Origin of the sequence: Rahnella sp. R3(2024) (assembly GCF_042920125.1) — a bacterium.
Classification (GTDB): Bacteria; Pseudomonadota; Gammaproteobacteria; order Enterobacterales; family Enterobacteriaceae; genus Rahnella; species Rahnella rivi.
This window is the reverse complement of sequence record NZ_JBHGBU010000001.1, coordinates 520,096-538,739: the sequence shown is the minus strand read 5'-3', so window position 1 is coordinate 538,739 and position 18,644 is coordinate 520,096. Positions and strand designations below refer to the sequence as shown.

Here is an 18,644-nt window from a genome sequence, read left to right as displayed (position 1 = left end):
TTGCATGATGAACGATAAAGATCTCTCCACGTGGCAGACATTTCGTCGCTTATGGCCGATGATCACACCTTTTAAGGCCGGGCTTATCGCTGCGGCTATTGCACTGGTCGCTAACGCCGCCAGTGACACTTTCATGCTGTCTTTGCTGAAGCCGCTGCTTGATGATGGGTTTGGCAAAGCCGACCGCTCAATTTTACTCTGGATGCCACTGGTCGTTATCGGCCTGATGATTGTGCGTGGCGTGAGTGGCTATATTTCAAGTTACTGCATCTCGTGGGTGTCAGGCAAAGTGGTCATGCATATGCGTCGCCGCCTGTTCGGCCATATGATGAGAATGCCTGTTGCCTTCTTTGATCAACAGTCCACGGGTACTTTGCTCTCTCGTATTACCTATGATTCCGAACAGGTAGCATCTTCCTCCTCCAGCGCACTGGTGACAGTTGTGCGTGAAGGCGCGTCGATTATCGGTTTGTTCATCATGATGTTCTACTACAGCTGGCAGTTATCTGTGATCCTGCTGGTTATCGCGCCGATTGTGTCTGTGGTTATCCGCGTGGTATCGAAACGCTTTCGTAACATCAGTAAATCGATGCAGAACACCATGGGGCAAGTCACGACCAGCGCTGAACAAATGCTGAAAGGCCACAAAGAAGTGCTTATCTTTGGTGGTCAGAAAGTCGAGACGCAGAGATTTGATAAAGTCAGTAACCGCATGCGTCAGCAAGGTATGCGCATGGTTTCTGCCTCTTCAATATCAGACCCGATTATTCAGCTGATTGCCTCACTTGCACTGGCCTTCGTGTTGTATGCCGCGAGCTTCCCGTCTGTTATGGAAACGCTGAGTGCCGGTACGATCACGGTAGTGTTCTCATCGATGATTGCACTTATGCGTCCGCTCAAGTCTCTGACCAACGTCAACTCACAGTTCCAGCGCGGTATGGCAGCTTGTCAGACTCTGTTCTCGATCCTCGATATGGAGCAGGAGAAGGACGAAGGTAAGCTGGAAGTTAAGCGTGCCAAAGGCGATGTTGAGTTCAAAAATGTGACCTTCACGTACCCTGGCCGCGATATTCCTGCACTGCGTGATATTTCCTTCGACCTGCCTGAAGGGAAAACGATCGCGCTGGTAGGCCGCTCTGGTTCAGGTAAATCTACCATTGCCAACCTGCTGACCCGTTTTTACGACATCCAGGAAGGGCAAATCCTGATGGATGGGCATGATTTGCGTGAGTACACCTTGTCCTCACTGCGTGATCAGGTCGCACTGGTATCGCAGAACGTTCATCTTTTTAACGATACGATCGCTAACAATATTGCGTATGCCCGTACGGATATGTATTCACGCGAAGAAATCGAAAAAGCCGCCACCATGGCGTATGCCATGGACTTCATCGGTAAAATGGACCAGGGCCTGGATACTGTTATTGGCGAGAACGGCGTGTTACTTTCCGGTGGTCAGCGTCAGCGAATTGCTATCGCACGTGCATTGCTGCGCGACTCGCCAATCCTGATCCTTGATGAAGCAACATCCGCGCTGGATACAGAGTCTGAGCGAGCCATTCAGGCTGCACTCGACGAACTGCAGAAAAACCGAACCTCTCTGGTGATTGCACACCGCTTATCAACGATCGAAAAAGCCGATGAAATTCTGGTGATTGAAGATGGACGGATTGTTGAGCGTGGTTCGCATACTGCCTTGCTGGAAGAGCGCGGTGTTTACTCACAGCTTTACCGGATGCAGTTTGGCCAATGATTGAGCGCATCTGGTCAGGAAAATCACCGTTTTACTTGTTACTTTTGCCTCTGTCGTGGTTATACGGATTGATCGCAACGGTCATCCGTTATAGTTACACATCAGGGTTCAGAAAAAGCTGGCGTGCTCCGGTGCCAGTGGTGGTGGTCGGCAATCTGACCGCCGGAGGTAACGGTAAAACGCCTGTGGTGATCTGGCTGGTTGAAACACTGCAACAGCATGGATTTCGTGTTGGCGTAGTGTCACGTGGCTATGGTGGCAAATCAGCACACTATCCGCTGGTGCTCAATGAAAATACCTCGACGGTGCAGGCGGGTGATGAGCCTGTACTGATTTTTCAGCGAACAGGGGCGCCGGTTGCGGTATCCCCGGTTCGTTCTGAGGCAGTCAAAGCGTTATTGAGCGAGCACGAGCTCGATGTCATCGTCACTGACGATGGTTTACAGCATTACGCGCTTGAGCGGGATGTCGAAATTGTCGTTGTTGATGGTGTGAGGCGTTTCGGTAATGGTCACTGGTTACCTGCGGGCCCAATGCGGGAACGTGCTTCACGTTTGCTATCGGTCGATGCAGTGATTACCAACGGCGGAAACGCGCAGACAGGTGAACTGTCAATGATGTTGCAACCGGGAAAAGCAGTGAACCTGCTTACCGGCGAACAACGCGATGCTACAGCGTTGCAAAATGTCGTCGCGATGGCCGGAATCGGACATCCGCCTCGTTTTTTTGCCACCCTTAAGCAATTGGGCATCACGTTGCAAAAAGAGGTCACTTTTGCCGATCATCAGGCTTACCAGACAGAACAACTTTCGGCCTTAGTACCGGGAGGAGGAACGCTTCTGATGACGGAGAAAGACGCGGTAAAATGTCGTGATTTTGCTCAGGAGAATTGGTGGTATTTACCTGTTGAAGCGAAGATTCAGGGTATTTCGGCTGAAAACCTGCTGCAAAAAATTACTGATCTTATTTTGAAAAAAGCACATTAAAAACGTCAGACTCAGGCTTTAACGAAAATTTTTACTCGTGCAGGAAAACGTAAACACGCTGATTTCAAACAGATCTTTATGGTTTTGATTCAGCTCGTAAGAATAATAGTAACACAGTGCTTGCTATTCATTCTGGCGTGTGAGTTAATGCGTGCAGCCTGTGTTGCAGCGCTATTTATGTATGAGTGTTGAGTAAAGCAGTTCCTCCCAGACGTTATCTCTTTCCCGATGATTCCGCTTCCAAGACGAACCTTCTAAGTCCTCCCCATAAGTAATTGTCTGAACTATTGGCTAACATTGCCGAATGGCAGGATTTTATATTTCGTTAAAAGGTTTTAAATATGTCTAAGAAAAATGGTCAGGTTAAGTGGTTCAATGAAAGCAAAGGTTTTGGTTTTATTGAGCAGGCTGATGGCGAGAAAGATGTCTTCGTACATTTCTCTGCAATCGCAACCGATGGTTTCAAAACTCTGGCTGAAGGCCAGCGTGTAGAATACACCATTCAGGATAGCCCGCGCGGTCCTGCTGCTGCTAACGTTATTGCACTCTGAAAAGAGGCTGACGTGATGATATGAAATAACGATAATCGCTAATCATATCAGCAGAGTAAAACCCGCCGGATGGCGGGTTTTTCATACCTGAGAAGGTAAATGCGGCGTTAATAAAAACGTCGAAAAGTAGTAAAAATAATCGTTAAAACAAATTCGCTCATTAGAGGTTTTTTATAAAAAAATAACTTAGAAATGGGCAAACGCATCCGAACAATAATAAAAAAGTGTGTTCATGGATGCCCAAAAGAAAGGATAGAAATTATGATGTTAAAAATGGGTTTAGTTAAATGGTACAACCAGGCTAAAGGCTATGGTTTTATTTGCCCGCTCGATGGTTCTTCTGAAATTTACGTTCAGCGTACTTCGATCGCCAATACGGGAAATAAATCCCTGAGTGCCGGTCAGCGAGTTGAATTCACCACCTACCGCAGCGTCGCACACGGTCCTTCAGCGGCTGACGTTATCGGGTTCTGAATCTGATTTATGTTGTTCTCCGTTAAGCTGAATTTTACGCTTCGGTAAAAATATGCTATCGGTATCCGCAGTCTACTCGCTGCAATGGATACCGATATGTCTCACCCGGTTATATCTCTCGCTTCAGCCCGCACCTTGCATTTATCTGCACAAAATCTCTTAAAACCAGCCACCCAAAAACTCACTGCTGCTGATGTCATTCAGGCGATTCGTAAGATGGGATTGCTGCAAATCGACACGATCAGCGTGGTTGCACGCAGTCCATATCTGGTGTTGTTCAGCCGCCTCGGTAATTACCCTACGCAGTGGCTAGAAGAATCATTGTCGGCGGGAAAGATCTTTGAATATTGGGCGCATGAGGCCTGCTTTATTCCCAGTGAAGATTACGGACTGTTGCGTCACCGGATGTTGAACCCGGATAAAATGGGCTGGAAATTCTCACAGACGTGGTTTGATCAACATGAGCATGACATACAGGCTTTGCTGACACACATTGCTGAGAACGGGCCTGTTCGTTCCGCAGATTTCAGCGCGGAAAAGAAATCGAACAGTGGATGGTGGGACTGGAAACCGCATAAGAAGCATCTGGAAACGCTATTTACCTCAGGCAAACTTATGGTCGCTGAGCGACGTAATTTCCACCGGGTATACGATTTAGCCGAGCGCGTGATGCCGGGTTGGGATGATGCGACACAGGCGCTCACGAAAGAGGACGCAGAGTTTCAAATGCTCAGGCGTTCGGCCCAATGCCTCGGATTGTTCAGGCCCGAATGGCTGGCTGATTATTACCGGCTTAAGCGTGTTGATACCAAAAAGGTGATTGCTCAGTTGCTGGCAGACAACGAAATAACGCCGGTGGAAGTGGAAGGGTTGATCGGTGTTTTTTATGTCCATCAGCAGCAATGGCCTCTTTTGCAGCAGGCGCAGGAATACGGTATTTCTTCGACGGTGACGACATTACTTTCGCCATTTGATCCGGTGGTATGGGATCGCAAACGTGCGTCGGTTTTGTTCAATTTTGACTACCGGATTGAATGCTATACGCCGGAGGCAAAACGGCAATATGGCTATTTTACCTTACCTGTTTTACAGCGGGGGGAGCTGATCGGTCGGGTTGATGCCAAAATGCATCGCAAGAATAAAATTCTCGAGATCAAAAGCTTACATTTTGAGCCGGGGGTTACACTGACTTCACGGCGGGTTCGGGATCTCACTGATGCGATTAATCGTTTTGCGGTTTGGCAAGGGGCTGGCGAAGTCATAACGGGCAACATTCCTGACTCTTTAACCCGTCACTGGAATAAAAACTGGCAACTGAGCTAAGCAAAAGAAAACGGCTGCGCCAGGCAGCCGTTGATTCACGATGATTGCAGGTGTCAGGCACTATTAGTTGCTGAAGTTTGCGAACATTGCGATGATTTTGTTAATGGTTTTCATTTTAAGGCTCATGTTTGAAGTTATTTATGTGATGCAGGTCACAAAAAATTCTACTCTGCCTCAATCTGCAACGCAATCATTACAACGTGAAATTTTATCGTCACATTACGAAGGTTCCACATCTGTATGACGCGAAGGTGTGAGGAGTAACGCTGGTGGGGCGGTTATGCTATCCTGATGCACCGTCGTATCGTGTTTTCCAATGTGTTTTTGCGCTGCACCACATTGATAATCTGGTGTATTTGCCTCCGGAGAAATTTATGGATCACCGTTTGCTTGAAATCGTTGCCTGCCCTGTCTGTAACGGGAAGTTGTATTTTAATAAAGAGTCTCAGGAATTGGTCTGCAAAGCGGACAGCCTCGCGTACCCGGTTCGTGACGGAATTCCCGTATTATTAGAAAATGAGGCCCGCCCGCTTTCTGTAGATGAGACACATCCATGAGTTTTATTGCCATTATTCCTGCCCGTTATGGCTCAAGTCGTTTGCCGGGTAAACCTCTGGCGGACATCAACGGTAAACCGATGGTTGTCCATGTCATGGAACGTGCGCTTGAATCTGGCGCGAAACGTGTGATCGTCGCAACCGATCATCCGGAAGTCGTAAAAGCGGTTGAAGCGGCCGGTGGCGAAGTCTGCATGACCCGTGCGGATCATCAGTCCGGGACTGAGCGTCTGGCTGAAGTGATCGAGCTATGCCAGTTTGCTGATGACGAAATCATCGTTAACGTGCAGGGCGACGAACCCTTAATTCCGCCGGTGATTATCCGTCAGGTCGCTGAAAATCTGGCAAACAGCGAAGCGGGCATGTCCACGCTGGCCGTGCCGATTGAAACCGCAGAAGAAGCTTTCAATCCCAACGCCGTGAAAGTTGTGCGCAATGCTAAAGGCTATGCCATGTACTTCTCACGGGCGGCCATTCCCTGGGAGCGCGAACGTTTTGCCGTGTCTAAAGAAACAATTGGCGATGTCTTCCTGCGCCATATCGGCATTTACGCCTATCGTGCCGGATTTATCCGTCAGTATGTGAAATGGGAACCGAGCGAACTGGAGCACATCGAACTTCTCGAACAACTGCGGGTGCTGTGGTACGGTGAAAAAATCCATGTTGATGTGGCAAAAGCCATCCCTTCCGTCGGGGTCGATACTCCGGAAGATTTGGAACGCGTGCGCGCTATCCTGAGTCACTGATGTTTGCGAAAACGGAATGTTACGGCATTCCGTTTACTCATTTCTGATTTACATTATTTTCATGCCTTTTTGCGCACTTCCTTCCTTTTTCTCTTCCGATTATCCGGTTTTTGTTTGATCTGAAACGGGGTATTCCTGCATTGAAGCTTCCATCATAACCCTTACTCTTTTCGTCACTGCGAACACGTTATGGAACAGCTAAAAGCCGAATTAAGTATTGTGCTGGGTGAGCGTTTATCCCGCCTGGAATGCGTCAGTGAGCAGCCCTACGCCCATCTGTTTTCACTCTATGATGAGCAGGGCTATGCGATGCCTTTGATGGCGAAAAGTTTTACCTGTCAGGGGATCGCCGGGCAAGAGGCCTATAAACTTTCCATGCTGGCGAGAGAAGGGGTAGTCCGTGTGCCGACGGTTTATGGCATGGTCACCACCCATCAAAAACCCTACCAGGAGATCCTGCTGATTGAACGGCTGCGTGGCGTTTCGGCAGAAGCGCCCACCCGAACGCCTGAACGCTGGCACGTTTTGCAGGAGCAAATGGTGGAGGCGATGCTGGCGTGGCATCGTATTGACAGTCACGGTTGCGTGGGTTCCGTTGACAGTACGCAGGAAAATCGCTGGGAAAACTGGTATCCGCAGCGGATAGAGGTGTTATGGGCGACGTTAACCCATTTGCAGGCACCCGAACTCACCGCAGAAGACCGCACGATGCTGTTTCGTTCACGTCAGTGTCTGGGCGCCATGTTTAAAGACTTCGATGACACGCCGGTCCTGGTTCATGGCAATCTTTCCTTGCGAAGTATGCTCAAAGACCCGCGCAGCGATCAGTTGTTAGCGATGATCAATCCCGGCACCGTACTCTGGGCACCACGCGAATTTGAGCTTTTCCGGTTATGGGAAAAGGGCATGAGCGAGCAGCTGCTATTTACCTATTTACAGAAAGCGCCAGTTTCCGAATCATTCCTTTCCCGTCGCTGGATGTATCTGGTGTGGGAATCGGTGGCGCATCTGATTCATACCGGCAAGCTCGATCGTCGCCAGTTTGATTACGCACGGCAGCAGTTGCTGCCGTGGCTGGACTGAATCAGTTCGCCGCAGACTGCGACCCGGTAAACCATTGCCACAGGCGTCCCAGCGATTCATACCATACCCGTTCGCTGTGAGATAAATAAAACGCCTGCGGGAGGGCTTTTTCCCACGGATTAAGCGGGGAATTGATCGCCAGCTGATTGGCTGGCGCAGGTATTGGCGTCAGCCCCTGCTGCCGGAAGAAAATCATCGCGCGCGGGAGGTGATTGGCGGACGTTACCAGAGCGAAAGGTTGTTGCCCGATCAGTGCTTTGACCTGCTCAGATTCTTCATGAGTATCTTTCGGTTTATCAAGCAACAGGATATCGCTCTCAGGAACGCCTAAACTTTCTGCCACTTTTCCTGCTACTGACGCACTGCTGACCGGGTTCGTCATTGCCTTGCCGCCGGTAAAGACCAATTTGGCTCCCGGATTAGCACGATAAATACGGATCCCTTCGGTGACCCGCGGCAGACTGTTGCTGAGCAAATTCGAGCTCGGCGCCCACTCAGGATTGAAGGTATAACCGCCTCCCAGCACCACCACAAATTTCACCGGCGGGTGCGCCTGCGCCTGATAAGTCGGGTATTCTGATTCAATCGGTCGCAGCAGGCTGTCAGCCACGGGTTGCAGGCTCAGAAGCAGCAACAGCAGCCAACTTAGCAAAAAACACACTTTTCCGGTTTTCTGCCAGCGGGTCATCCACAGCAACACCAGCGCGATTGCCATGATCAGCAAAATAAAGGGCAGGGGAAGCAGCAGGCCGCCAAGGGTCTTTTTTAGGATAAATAACATCTGAAACCGTTCCTTTTGGGTGAAAAAACGACATCCGGGCGTGATTCCGCGTCAGGATGATTTATTCTATGCCCGCCTGTGCCAAAATAGCAGCCAGATAGCTGCACACCAAATTATTCACGTGGATAGGTTTCCACCAAAATGCTCAACAGCGAACAGGTAAGACTTCATGCAGGATCGTAATTTTGACGATATGGCCGAAAAATTTTCGCGCAATATCTACGGCACAACGAAGGGACGTATCCGTCAGGCTGTGCTGGGTCAGGATCTGCAGGAATTACTGAAATCTTTACCGCAGCGGCCTCTGCGCATTTTAGATGCGGGCGGCGGCGAAGGACAAATGGCCTGCGAACTGGCCGCTTTAGGACATCAGGTCTTGTTGTGCGATCTGTCAGGTGAGATGATCCGCCGCGCTCAGGCCGCTGCGATTGAAAAAGGTGTGAGCGGTAACATGCAATTTGTACAATGCCCCGCTCAGCACATCGCAGAACATTTAGAACAGCCGGTTGATCTGATATTGTTCCATGCAGTCATCGAATGGCTGGCAGAGCCGCAAGCGGCGCTGGCCGCGCTGGTCGATTGTCTGGCACCCGGTGGCGCGCTATCGCTGATGTTTTACAATATCCACGGCCTGGTCATGCGGCACATGATCCTCGGCAATTTTGGTCATGTCGATGCGGGCGTACCAAAAATCAAAAAAAGCTCCCTGTTACCTGATCACCCGCTGGAACCTGCGCAGGTCTATCAGTGGCTGGAAGAGCTTGGAATGCAGATCAGTGGCAAGACCGGTGTTAGAGTGTTCCACGATTATTTGCGAAACAGACAACAACATAAACAGGATTTTGACGAGCTTGTGGCGCTGGAACAGCGCTATTGCCGCCAGGAACCTTTTGTTAGTTTGGGACGTTACATCCACGTGATGGCGCACAAACCCATTCTGAAGGACGAATTATGAGTGAATTTTCCCAGACTGTACCCGAACTGGTCGCCTGGGCACGGAAAAATGATTTCTCAATTTCGCTGCCAACGGAGCGACTGGCTTTTCTTCTGGCGATTGCCACATTAAACAGCGAGCGCCTTGATGGGGAAATGAGTGAAGGTGAACTGGTTGATGCGTTTCGTCATGTCAGTAAAGGTTTTGAGCAGACGAATGAAACGATTAACGTACGTGCCAATAATGCCATCAATGACATGGTGCGCCAGCGTTTGCTCAACCGTTTTGTCAGTGAAATGGCTGACGGCAATGCTATTTATCGCCTGACGCCTCTGGCGATCGGTATCTCCGATTATTATATCCGTCAGCGTGAGTTTTCCACGCTGCGTCTGTCTATGCAGCTGTCGATCGTGGCGCAGGAACTCAAGCGCGCCGCCGATGCAGCCGACGAAGGCGGTGATGATTTCCACTGGCATCGCAACGTTTACGCGCCGCTGAAATATTCCGTTGCGGAAATCTTCGACAGCATAGATATGACTCAGCGCATCATGGATGAACAGCAGCAGGGCGTGAAAGACGATATTGCCGGGCTGCTCAACAAAGACTGGCGCGCAGCTATTTCCAGCTGTGAACTTCTTCTGTCAGAAACCTCCGGTACACTGCGCGAATTGCAGGATACGCTGGAAGCGGCGGGTAACCTGCTGCAGGCGCACCTGATGCGGATTCAGGACGCCACCATGATCGACATGGATTTGGGATTCGTCGACAAACTGGTTTTCGACTTACAAAACAAACTCGATCGCATTACCAGCTGGGGTCAGCAGGCCATTGATCTGTGGATCGGTTATGACCGTCATGTACACAAATTTATCCGTACCGCGATCGATATGGATAAAAATCGCGTATTTGCTCAGCGTCTGCGTCAGTCGGTTCAGAACTATTTTGATCAGCCGTGGACCCTGACTTTTGCCAATGCCGATCGTCTGCTGGATATGCGCGACGAAGAACTGGCGCTGCGCAGTGAGGAAGTGACGGGCGAACTTCCGCCAGATCTTGAATTCGAAGAATTTAATGAAATCCGTGAACAACTTGCGGCATTGATTGAACAGGCATTACAAGTTTATCAACAACAGAAAACGCCGCTCAATCTGGGCATGGTGATGCGCGAATACCTCATACAGTATCCGCGAGCCCGACACTTTGATGTCGCGCGAATTGTGGTCGACCAGGCAGTGCGCCTCGGTGTGGCTGAAGCAGATTTTTCAGGGTTGCACGCCGAATGGCAGGCAATCAATGATTACGGAGCCAAGGTGCAGGCCCATGTCATCGACAAATATTGAACACATAATGCCAGCTAAGCTGGCGCAGGCACTGGCGAACTCAGTGTTTCCTGCTCTCGACAGCCAGTTACGTTCCGGCCGCCACATCGGCATTGATGAACTGGATAACCACGCTTTCCTGATGGACTATCAGGAAGAAATGGAACTCTTTTACAGCCGCTATCACGTGGAATTGATTCGGGCACCGGAAGGTTTCTTCTATTTACGCCCGCGTTCTACCACGCTTATTCCGCGCTCGGTTTTATCTGAGCTGGACATGATGGTGGGGAAAATTCTTTGTTATCTGTATCTCAGCCCTGAACGTCTGGCGCATGAAGGCATTTTCACCCAGCAGGAACTTTATGATGAGTTGCTGAGCCTGGCAGATGAAAACAAATTGCTTAAATACGTGAACCAGCGCTCCACCGGCTCCGATCTCGACCGCCAGAAGTTACAGGACAAAGTCAGAACGTCACTGAACCGTCTGCGCCGTCTGGGTATGGTGTTTTTCATGGGCGTCGATAGCACGAAATTCCGCATCACCGAAGCTGTATTTCGTTTCGGTGCTGATGTCCGCAGCGGAGATGATGCCCGTGAAGCGCAGTTGCGGATGATCCGCGACGGCGAAGCGATGCCTGTTGACAGCGCATTGTCATTAAACGATGAGCCCGATGACAGTGAAGCCCAGACCGGGCAGCAAGGACACCAGAGCGCAGAGGATGAACAGGAATGATTGAACGCGGTAAATTTCGCTCACTGACGCTGGTTAACTGGAACGGCTTTTTTGCCCGTACTTTTGACCTCGATTCACTGGTGACTACGCTTTCCGGCGGCAACGGTGCGGGTAAATCCACTACCATGGCTGCCTTCGTCACGGCGCTTATCCCCGATCTGACGCTGCTGCATTTCCGTAATACCACGGAAGCGGGCGCGACTTCCGGTTCACGCGACAAAGGTCTGCACGGGAAACTACGTGCGGGCGTGTGTTATTCGGTTCTGGACGTGGTGAACTCACGTCACCAGCGCATTGTGGTGGGCGTTCGCCTGCAACAAATTGCCGGTCGCGATCGCAAAGTCGATATCAAACCCTTCACCATTCAGGGGTTGCCGGTTGCGGTAAACCCGACGGAAATGCTGACTGAAACGGTCGGAGAACGTCAGGCGCGCGTGTTGTCTTTGCAGGAACTGAAAGATCGCGTCGAGGCAATGGAAGGCGTGCAATTTAAGCAGTTCAACTCGATTACTGATTATCACGCCCTGATGTTTGATCTGGGCGTGATCCCGCGCCGTTTACGTTCAGCGTCAGACCGCAGCAAGTTCTATCGTCTGATTGAGGCCTCGCTGTACGGCGGTATTTCCAGCGCTATCACCCGTTCCCTGCGTGACTACCTGTTACCGGAAAACAGCGGTGTGCGTAAAGCTTTCCAGGATATGGAAGCGGCGCTGCGCGAAAACCGCATGACGCTGGAAGCCATCCGCGTTACGCAATCTGACCGTGACCTCTTTAAGCATCTGATTTCTGAAGCGACTTCTTACGTGGCTGCCGACTACATGCGTCACTCCAATGAACGCCGTATCCATCTTGATGGTGCGCTGGTGCTGCGTAATGATTTGCTAACCAGCCGCAAACAGCTCTCCGGTGAACAATACCGCCACGTTGAAATGGCGCGTGAGCTGGCAGAACAAAGCGGTGCGCAAAGCGATCTGGAAACAGATTATCAGGCCGCCAGTGACCATCTGAGTCTGGTACAGACAGCGATGCGTCAGCAGGAAAAAATCGAGCGTTATGAAAGCGATCTCGAAGAGCTGACTTATCGTCTGGAAGAGCAGAACGAAGTCGTCGCTGAAGCCAGCGAACTGCACGCTGAGCATGAAGCCCGTGCAGAGGCCGCCGAGCTGGAAGTGGATGAACTGAAGAGCCAGCTGGCAGATTATCAGCAGGCGCTGGATGTTCAGCAGACCCGCGCTATTCAGTATCAGCAAGCCTTGCAGGCGATCGAGCGCGCTCGCGAGCTGTGCCAGATCCCCGATCTGAGCACGCAAAACAGTGAACAATGGCTGGATACGTTCCAGAGCAAAGAGCAGGAAGCGACCGAAATCCTGTTGATGCTGGAACAAAAAATGAGTGTGGCCTCTGCCGCACACAGCCAGTTCGAAACGGCCTACCAGCTGGTCGTGAAAATCGCCGGAGAAGTCAGCCGCAGTGATGCCTGGAAGACGGCGCGTGAACTGCTGCGCGAGTGGTCCTCACAACTGCATCAGGCTGAGCGCGTTGAGCCGCTGCGTATGCGTTTGTCCGAGCTGGAAGGGCGTCTGCGCGAGCAGCAGGACGCTGAGCGTCAGTTGCAGGAATTCTGTAAACGCACCGGGCAGGATGTGCAACCGGAAGATCTGGACGAAATGCAGCGCGAGCTGGACGTGCAGATTGAAGAATTACAGATTGTGGTATCACAGGCCGGTGAACGCCGCATGGAAATGCGTCAGGAACTTGAGCAGGTGCAGGCGCGCATCCGTGAACTGACCGCACGCGCACCTGTCTGGCTGGCCGCTCAGGAAGCCCTGAGTCAGTTAAGCGAGCAGAGCAAAGAGCCGCTGGAAAACAGCCAGCAGGTCACGGAGTACATGCAGCAGTTGCTGGAAAGTGAGCGTGATACCACCGTCGAACGTGACGAAGTGGCAGCACGTAAACGTCGAATTGAAGGTCAGATCACCCGTCTCAGCCAGCCAAGCGGTGCGGAAGATTCCCGCATGATTGCGCTGGCAGAGCGTTTTGGCGGCGTACTGCTGTCAGAGATTTACGATGACGTCACCATCGACGATGCACCTTATTTCTCGGCGTTGTATGGCCCGTCGCGCCACGCAATTGTGGTGCCTGATTTATCGCTGATCCGCGATCAGCTGGACGGCCTGGACGATTGCCCTGAAGATCTCTATCTGATTGAAGGGGATCCGCAGTCCTTCGACGATAACGTTTTTGAAGTCGATGAAATGCAAGGCGCGGTGCTGGTGAAAACCGGTGACCGCCAGTGGCGTTATTCGCACTTTCCGCAGGTGCCGTTGTTTGGCCGTGCGGCGCGTGAAAACCGTCTGGAAACGCTGCATAAAGAACGCGAAAGTTTGTCCGAGCGTTATGCCACGCTGTCATTTGATGTGCAGAAAATTCAGCGTGCACATCAGGCTTTCAGCCGCTTTATCGGCAGTCATCTTGCCGTGGCGTTTGATGCCGATCCTGAGGCTGAGATTCGTAGTCTGAGCGGTCGCCGTGGTGAACTGGAGCGTGCACTTAATGCGCACGAAGGCCAGAATCAGCAACAGCGTCAGCAGTACGAGCAGTCAAAAGACGCCATCGCGATGCTCAACAAACTTCAGCCGCGCGTAGGTTTGCTGTGCGATGAAACGTTGATCGATCGTGTGGAAGAAATTCGCGATGAAATGGAAGAGGCGCAGGATGCCGCCCGTTTCATTCAGCAACATGGTATTTCTCTCAGCAAGCTGGAACCGCTGGTTTCCGTTCTGCAAAGCGACCCGGAACAACACGAACAGCTGAAAGAAGATTATGCACAGGCTCAGCACGCCCAGCGTCTGGCGAAACAACAGGCGTTCGCCCTGACTGAAGTCGTTCAGCGCCGTGCTCACTTCAGTTATACCGACTCTGCCGGGATGTTGAATGAGAATGCTGATCTGAACGACCAGTTGCGTCAGCGCCTCGAACATGCCGAAGCCGAACGTACCCGTGCCCGTGAACAAATGCGTCAGCATCAGGCGCAATATGCGCAATACAGCCAGGTGCTGGCCTCGCTGAAAAGCTCGTTCGACGCCAAACGTGACATGCTTAAAGAACTGGGGCAGGAGTTGCAGGATATCGGCGTTCAGGCCGATCCGAATGCCGAAGCGCGTGCCAAAACGCGTCGCGATGAGCTGCACTCGGCGCTCAGCACTAACCGGGCGCGCTGCAACCAGCTTGAAAAACAGATCACCTTCTGCGAAGCCGAAATGGATAATCTGCAGAAGAAATTACGTAAGCTGGAACGTGATTATCATCAGAGCCGCGAGCAGGTTGTGTCCTCGAAAGCGGGCTGGTGTGCCGTCATGCGTCTGGTGAAAGATAACGGTGTTGAGCGTCGCTTACATCGCCGTGAGCTGGCCTATATGGACGGCGATGAGCTGCGTTCTATGTCGGATAAATCATTGGGTGCACTGCGTCTGGCGGTGTCTGATAACGAACATCTGCGTGATGTGCTTCGTCTTTCAGAAGATCCAAAACGTCCTGAGCGTAAAATCCAGTTCTACATCGCGGTGTATCAGCATCTGCGCGAACGTATCCGGCAGGATATCATTCGTACTGATGATCCGGTTGAAGCCATCGAACAGATGGAAATTGAACTTGGGCGTTTGACGGAAGAACTGACTGCCCGCGAACAACAACTGGCGATTAGCTCTAAGAGCGTGGCCAACATTATTCGCAAAACCATTCAGCGTGAGCAGAACCGTATTCGTCAGCTGAACCAGGGGCTGCAAGCCGTGGCATTTGGTCAGGTGAAGAGCGTGCGGCTGAACGTCAATGTGCGCGAGGCGCATGCCGGCTTGCTGGATGTGCTCTCCGAGCAACAGGAACAACATCAGGATCTGTTCAGCAGCAACCGTCTGACCTTCTCCGAAGCCCTGGCGAAGTTGTACCAGCGTCTGAACCCGCAAATCGACATGGGGCAACGTACGCCACAAACGATCGGTGAAGAGCTGCTCGACTACCGTAACTATCTCGAGATGGAAGTCGAGGTAAACCGCGGCTCTGACGGCTGGCTGCGTGCAGAGAGTGGCGCGCTGTCAACGGGTGAGGCGATCGGTACCGGTATGTCGATTCTGGTGATGGTCGTACAGAGCTGGGAAGACGAATCGAGCCGTATGCGCGGGAAAGATATTTCACCGTGCCGCCTGTTGTTCCTCGATGAAGCGGCGCGTCTGGATGCCAAATCTATCGCGACCCTTTTCGAGTTGTGCGATCGTCTGGAAATGCAGTTGATTATTGCCGCACCGGAAAACATCAGCCCTGAAAAGGGGACGACCTATAAGCTGGTGCGTAAAATGTTCGGTAACAATGAGCATGTTCACGTGGTGGGTTTACGTGGTTTTGCACCCGAAGTCCCTGCGCTGGCGAGCACGGAAGAAGACGTTTCCTGAGCATTTTTTAATATGAAAGTGTCTTGAACGTCTGAAAGCCCTGGCGAAGAATGCCGGGGCTTTTTACGTCTAATTATTCATTTTACTTATGCTTCCAGATAAAAAATATGTGGTTTCAAATAGCAAAAAAAACAATCGTCCTGCCTTGCCTGAAATATAGGCGAATGAATTAAAAACGCCGTAATGAAGGCTTTATTTCGGCTGACGGCTGGCATAGAGTCATCACGTCAGACGCGGACTCTATTTAATTGAGTTTCTACGCAAAAAAAGAATTCTCTTTATATACTTAATCTCAGTATCGCTGGATTATTTCGGGGATGAAATTGATAAATTTACCGGGAGGCAAGGGAAGATGTTGATGAATCAAAGGTCTCTCAAGTTTTTAGTCGCCAGCTGCTTGCTGGCCAGCGGGTTATCGCCATGGTTTGCTGCCTGGGCGGCAGTACCGACCATGCCAGTGCGAACTACCACGCTTTCCAGCGTACAGAGTATGAGCCAGCTACAGGCTGAACTGTTACCGCGAGGTATCCGTCCGCTGTATCTGTCTTCTCTGTCGTCACTGTATGCGGCAAACCACATGCAGCCCATGTGGAAGGACAGGGAAACCGTCCAGATTTTCCAGCAACAACTCGCAGAACTGGCTATTTCAGGTATACAGCCTCAATTTACCCAATGGGTAAGGTGGCTGACAGATCCGCAAATCACCGGGATGGCGCGTGACGTCGTATTGTCTGACGCTATGCTTGGGTATTTGCAGTTCACCAGCAGTGTTGAAGCGAAAGGTGACACCTGGCTGTACAGCAATGTCCCTTACAAAATGACCACACCACCGCTCACCGTCATCAATCAGTGGCAGCTGGCGGTGCGCAAGGATACAACGGCGCAGTATCTATCGACACTGACTCCGCAGCACCCTTACTACGCGAAAATGCACGAAGCGCTGAAAATCATGCTGGCGGATAATCGCCCATGGCCTGCCATGACCGGGGCATCAAGCTTGCGTCCTGACCAGATCAGTGACGACATTCCTGCCCTGCGTGAAATTCTCGACCGCACCGGCATGATGGTAGCGGCCCCGGAAGAGATCAAAGCACCTAAGCCGACGGACGAAACCATCGCGCCAAATGTGCCGGGCAGCGCAGCCAATGACGATCTTTCCGTTGATGAAACAGCTGACAAAGCACAGAACGCAACGCCTGCGGTAAGTCCTTCTGCAACGTCAGTGCAGGATGTCCTGCCTACCGTGCAGTCTGCCGAAAGCCCGGCGCCGGTCGCGCCTGTTGTGGTGTCCAATAACCAGTACACACCAGAACTGGTGGAGGCGGTCAAACGTTTCCAGAAATGGCAAGGGTTGGAAGCTGACGGCATCATTGGTGCCCGTACGCGCCAGTGGCTTAATGCATCCCCGCAGCTGCGCGCGACGTTGCTGGCGTTGAACATTCAGCGTCTGCGAATTCTGCCGGGCAATGTTAACACCGGCATTATGGTGAACATCCCCAACTACCAGTTGACTTACTATCTCAACGGCAACGAAGTGTTGTCTTCAAGAGTGATTGTCGGGCGTCCGAGCCGTAAAACGCCACTAATGAGCAGTGCGTTGAATAATGTGGTGGTGAACCCGCCATGGAACGTGCCGACCACGCTGGTGCGCGAAGATATTGTGCCGAAAGCCAGGAACAACCCGACGTATTTCCAGCAACACGGTTATCAGGTTCTGTCGGGCTGGAGCAATGATGCGGAAGTGATCGACCCGATGATGATTGACTGGGCCATGGTGTCACCGAGCCATTTCCCGTATCGCATTCGTCAGGCGCCGGGTGCCAGTAATTCGCTGGGCCGCTATAAGTTTAATATGCCAAGTTCGGATGCTATCTATCTGCATGACACGCCGAATCACAACCTGTTCAGCAAAGACATTCGCGCATTAAGTTCAGGCTGTGTGCGGGTAAATAAAGCGTCAGAACTGGCTAATATGCTGTTGCAGGATGCCGGCTGGAATGACACGCGGATCTCCTCGGCCCTGCAGGGCGGGAATACGACCTATGTGTCAATTCGCCATCACATACCCGTTAAACTGTTTTATCTGACAGCCTGGGTTGCTGAAGATGGTAAGCCGCAATTCCGCACAGATATTTACAATTATGATTCAACCGTGAGATCTGGTGCACAAATATTGCCTCAGGCAGAGAAATTATTGCAATAAATGCAGTAAAACTAATCTGATAACGGTCTGAGTAGTTGGCCATACAACGAGCGTGAGCCCCTGGCACGCTCGTTTTGCGTTTTAGGGTCCCTTGACTCGTTCTATTTAGGGCGTTAAGGTTCGAAACGGTGCTGGCATTGCACCTATTTTTGACACTCTTACCGGATAGTAAACTGTACATGAATGAAATCGACAAACATCGCCGTAAATGGCTGGCATTAGGCAGTGCCGCTATGGGGATTGCATTACTTCCGAGTCGTGCATTCGCCACTCTTTCCACTCCTCGTCCGCGTATTCTGGTCGTTAACAATCTAAATACCGGCGAAACCCTCAAAACTGAATTTTTTGATGGAAAGCGTTACAACAAGGATGAATTGGCCCGGTTAAATCATTTGTTCAGGGACTATCGCGCGGAAAAAGTGAAGTCCATTGATCCTGCTCTGTTCGATCATCTTTATCGTTTACAGGTCATGCTCGGTGGAACGAACAAGCCCGTTCAGCTGATTTCCGGTTACCGTTCGCTGGCCACCAACAACAGCATGCGCGAACCAGGAAGTGGGGTAGCGAAACATAGCTACCATACGCTTGGGCAGGCAATGGATTTCCACATCCAGGGCATTGAACTGAGTAATATCCGCAAAGCAGCATTAAAAATGCGGATGGGTGGTGTAGGATATTATCCACGAAGTAACTTTGTGCACATCGATACCGGCCCTGCCCGGACCTGGTGATGTGTGTCATTAGTGGCCTGCCCAA

Annotated in this window: 15 protein-coding genes; 14 read left to right on the top strand and 1 reads right to left on the bottom strand. The window is 51.3% G+C overall.

What is annotated here, in order from left to right:
* The first annotated feature begins 4 nt into the window (after window positions 1-4).
* The 8 genes from msbA (at window position 5) to ABSH60_RS02360 (ending at window position 7,473) form a co-directional block, all read left to right on the top strand.
* On the top strand, window positions 5-1,753 hold the full coding sequence (msbA, locus tag ABSH60_RS02395; RefSeq protein ID WP_056769265.1) for a lipid A ABC transporter ATP-binding protein/permease MsbA: 1,749 nt from the start codon (window positions 5-7) through the stop codon (window positions 1,751-1,753).
* Window positions 1,750-2,739, top strand: a complete 990-nt coding sequence (lpxK, locus tag ABSH60_RS02390; RefSeq protein WP_390972541.1) for a tetraacyldisaccharide 4'-kinase — start codon at window positions 1,750-1,752, stop codon at window positions 2,737-2,739. Before msbA ends, lpxK begins: the two co-directional genes overlap by 4 nt.
* 341 nt (window positions 2,740-3,080) lie before the next feature.
* Entirely contained in the window at window positions 3,081-3,290 is a 210-nt protein-coding gene (locus ABSH60_RS02385) for a cold shock domain-containing protein (RefSeq protein ID WP_056769269.1), read from the top strand.
* Window positions 3,291-3,551: 261 nt separating this feature from the next.
* Window positions 3,552-3,764 carry a cold-shock protein gene (locus ABSH60_RS02380; RefSeq protein WP_056769270.1) on the top strand — a complete coding sequence of 71 codons (213 nt, stop codon included), beginning with the start codon at window positions 3,552-3,554 and terminating at the stop codon, window positions 3,762-3,764.
* A 96-nt stretch (window positions 3,765-3,860) separates the two neighbouring features.
* Window positions 3,861-5,087, top strand: coding sequence for a DNA glycosylase AlkZ-like family protein (locus ABSH60_RS02375; protein WP_390972540.1), 1,227 nt, complete (start codon window positions 3,861-3,863; stop codon window positions 5,085-5,087).
* Window positions 5,088-5,461: 374 nt separating this feature from the next.
* The gene (locus ABSH60_RS02370; RefSeq protein WP_056771818.1) at window positions 5,462-5,644 is read left to right on the top strand and encodes a Trm112 family protein; all 183 of its coding nucleotides are present in this window, start codon (window positions 5,462-5,464) and stop codon (window positions 5,642-5,644) included.
* Window positions 5,641-6,390 (top strand): 3-deoxy-manno-octulosonate cytidylyltransferase, encoded by a 750-nt coding sequence (gene kdsB / locus ABSH60_RS02365; RefSeq protein ID WP_056769274.1) that lies wholly within the window; start codon window positions 5,641-5,643, stop codon window positions 6,388-6,390. The genes ABSH60_RS02370 and kdsB overlap by 4 nt, the downstream gene beginning before the upstream one ends.
* A 189-nt stretch (window positions 6,391-6,579) precedes the next feature.
* Window positions 6,580-7,473 (top strand): YcbJ family phosphotransferase, encoded by an 894-nt coding sequence (locus ABSH60_RS02360; protein ID WP_056769276.1) that lies wholly within the window; start codon window positions 6,580-6,582, stop codon window positions 7,471-7,473.
* Between the two features lies 1 nt (window position 7,474).
* Here ABSH60_RS02360 and elyC read toward each other — a convergent pair whose 3' ends face one another.
* A complete protein-coding gene (gene elyC / locus ABSH60_RS02355; protein ID WP_183847610.1) occupies window positions 7,475-8,254 on the bottom strand; it encodes an envelope biogenesis factor ElyC in 780 nt (259 codons plus the stop codon).
* 169 nt (window positions 8,255-8,423) lie between these two features.
* Between elyC and cmoM the strand changes: the two genes are divergently transcribed.
* The 6 genes from cmoM to ABSH60_RS02325 all read left to right on the top strand — a co-directional run bounded on the left by cmoM (window position 8,424) and on the right by ABSH60_RS02325 (window position 18,619).
* Window positions 8,424-9,209 (top strand): tRNA uridine 5-oxyacetic acid(34) methyltransferase CmoM, encoded by a 786-nt coding sequence (gene cmoM, locus ABSH60_RS02350; protein ID WP_390972537.1) that lies wholly within the window; start codon window positions 8,424-8,426, stop codon window positions 9,207-9,209.
* Window positions 9,206-10,528, top strand: a complete 1,323-nt coding sequence (gene mukF / locus ABSH60_RS02345; protein WP_056769281.1) for a chromosome partition protein MukF — start codon at window positions 9,206-9,208, stop codon at window positions 10,526-10,528. Before cmoM ends, mukF begins: the two co-directional genes overlap by 4 nt.
* Window positions 10,509-11,240 (top strand): chromosome partition protein MukE, encoded by a 732-nt coding sequence (gene mukE / locus ABSH60_RS02340; protein WP_056769283.1) that lies wholly within the window; start codon window positions 10,509-10,511, stop codon window positions 11,238-11,240. The genes mukF and mukE overlap by 20 nt, the downstream gene beginning before the upstream one ends.
* Entirely contained in the window at window positions 11,237-15,685 is a 4,449-nt protein-coding gene (mukB, locus tag ABSH60_RS02335; protein WP_390972533.1) for a chromosome partition protein MukB, read from the top strand. Before mukE ends, mukB begins: the two co-directional genes overlap by 4 nt.
* Window positions 15,686-16,037: 352 nt before the next feature.
* Window positions 16,038-17,888, top strand: a complete 1,851-nt coding sequence (gene ldtD, locus ABSH60_RS02330; RefSeq protein WP_056769287.1) for a L,D-transpeptidase — start codon at window positions 16,038-16,040, stop codon at window positions 17,886-17,888.
* A gap of 179 nt (window positions 17,889-18,067) precedes the next feature.
* A complete protein-coding gene (locus ABSH60_RS02325; RefSeq protein WP_056769288.1) occupies window positions 18,068-18,619 on the top strand; it encodes a YcbK family protein in 552 nt (183 codons plus the stop codon).
* Window positions 18,620-18,644: the final 25 nt, after the last annotated feature.

What these genes read in the sequence shown, in the direction of transcription:
- mukB (WP_390972533.1), top strand. Translation starts at nt 11,237, where the DNA reads ATGATTGAACGCGGTAAATTTCGCTCACTGACGCTGGTTAACTGGAAC.
- ABSH60_RS02325 (WP_056769288.1), top strand. Translation starts at nt 18,068, where the DNA reads ATGAATGAAATCGACAAACATCGCCGTAAATGGCTGGCATTAGGCAGT.
- cmoM (WP_390972537.1), top strand. Translation starts at nt 8,424, where the DNA reads ATGCAGGATCGTAATTTTGACGATATGGCCGAAAAATTTTCGCGCAAT.
- kdsB (WP_056769274.1), top strand. Translation starts at nt 5,641, where the DNA reads ATGAGTTTTATTGCCATTATTCCTGCCCGTTATGGCTCAAGTCGTTTG.
- ABSH60_RS02380 (WP_056769270.1), top strand. Translation starts at nt 3,552, where the DNA reads ATGATGTTAAAAATGGGTTTAGTTAAATGGTACAACCAGGCTAAAGGC.
- ABSH60_RS02375 (WP_390972540.1), top strand. Translation starts at nt 3,861, where the DNA reads ATGTCTCACCCGGTTATATCTCTCGCTTCAGCCCGCACCTTGCATTTA.
- mukE (WP_056769283.1), top strand. Translation starts at nt 10,509, where the DNA reads ATGTCATCGACAAATATTGAACACATAATGCCAGCTAAGCTGGCGCAG.
- mukF (WP_056769281.1), top strand. Translation starts at nt 9,206, where the DNA reads ATGAGTGAATTTTCCCAGACTGTACCCGAACTGGTCGCCTGGGCACGG.
- lpxK (WP_390972541.1), top strand. Translation starts at nt 1,750, where the DNA reads ATGATTGAGCGCATCTGGTCAGGAAAATCACCGTTTTACTTGTTACTT.
- ABSH60_RS02385 (WP_056769269.1), top strand. Translation starts at nt 3,081, where the DNA reads ATGTCTAAGAAAAATGGTCAGGTTAAGTGGTTCAATGAAAGCAAAGGT.
- ABSH60_RS02370 (WP_056771818.1), top strand. Translation starts at nt 5,462, where the DNA reads ATGGATCACCGTTTGCTTGAAATCGTTGCCTGCCCTGTCTGTAACGGG.
- ABSH60_RS02360 (WP_056769276.1), top strand. Translation starts at nt 6,580, where the DNA reads ATGGAACAGCTAAAAGCCGAATTAAGTATTGTGCTGGGTGAGCGTTTA.
- elyC (WP_183847610.1), bottom strand. Translation starts at nt 8,254, where the DNA reads ATGTTATTTATCCTAAAAAAGACCCTTGGCGGCCTGCTGCTTCCCCTG.
- msbA (WP_056769265.1), top strand. Translation starts at nt 5, where the DNA reads ATGATGAACGATAAAGATCTCTCCACGTGGCAGACATTTCGTCGCTTA.
- ldtD (WP_056769287.1), top strand. Translation starts at nt 16,038, where the DNA reads ATGTTGATGAATCAAAGGTCTCTCAAGTTTTTAGTCGCCAGCTGCTTG.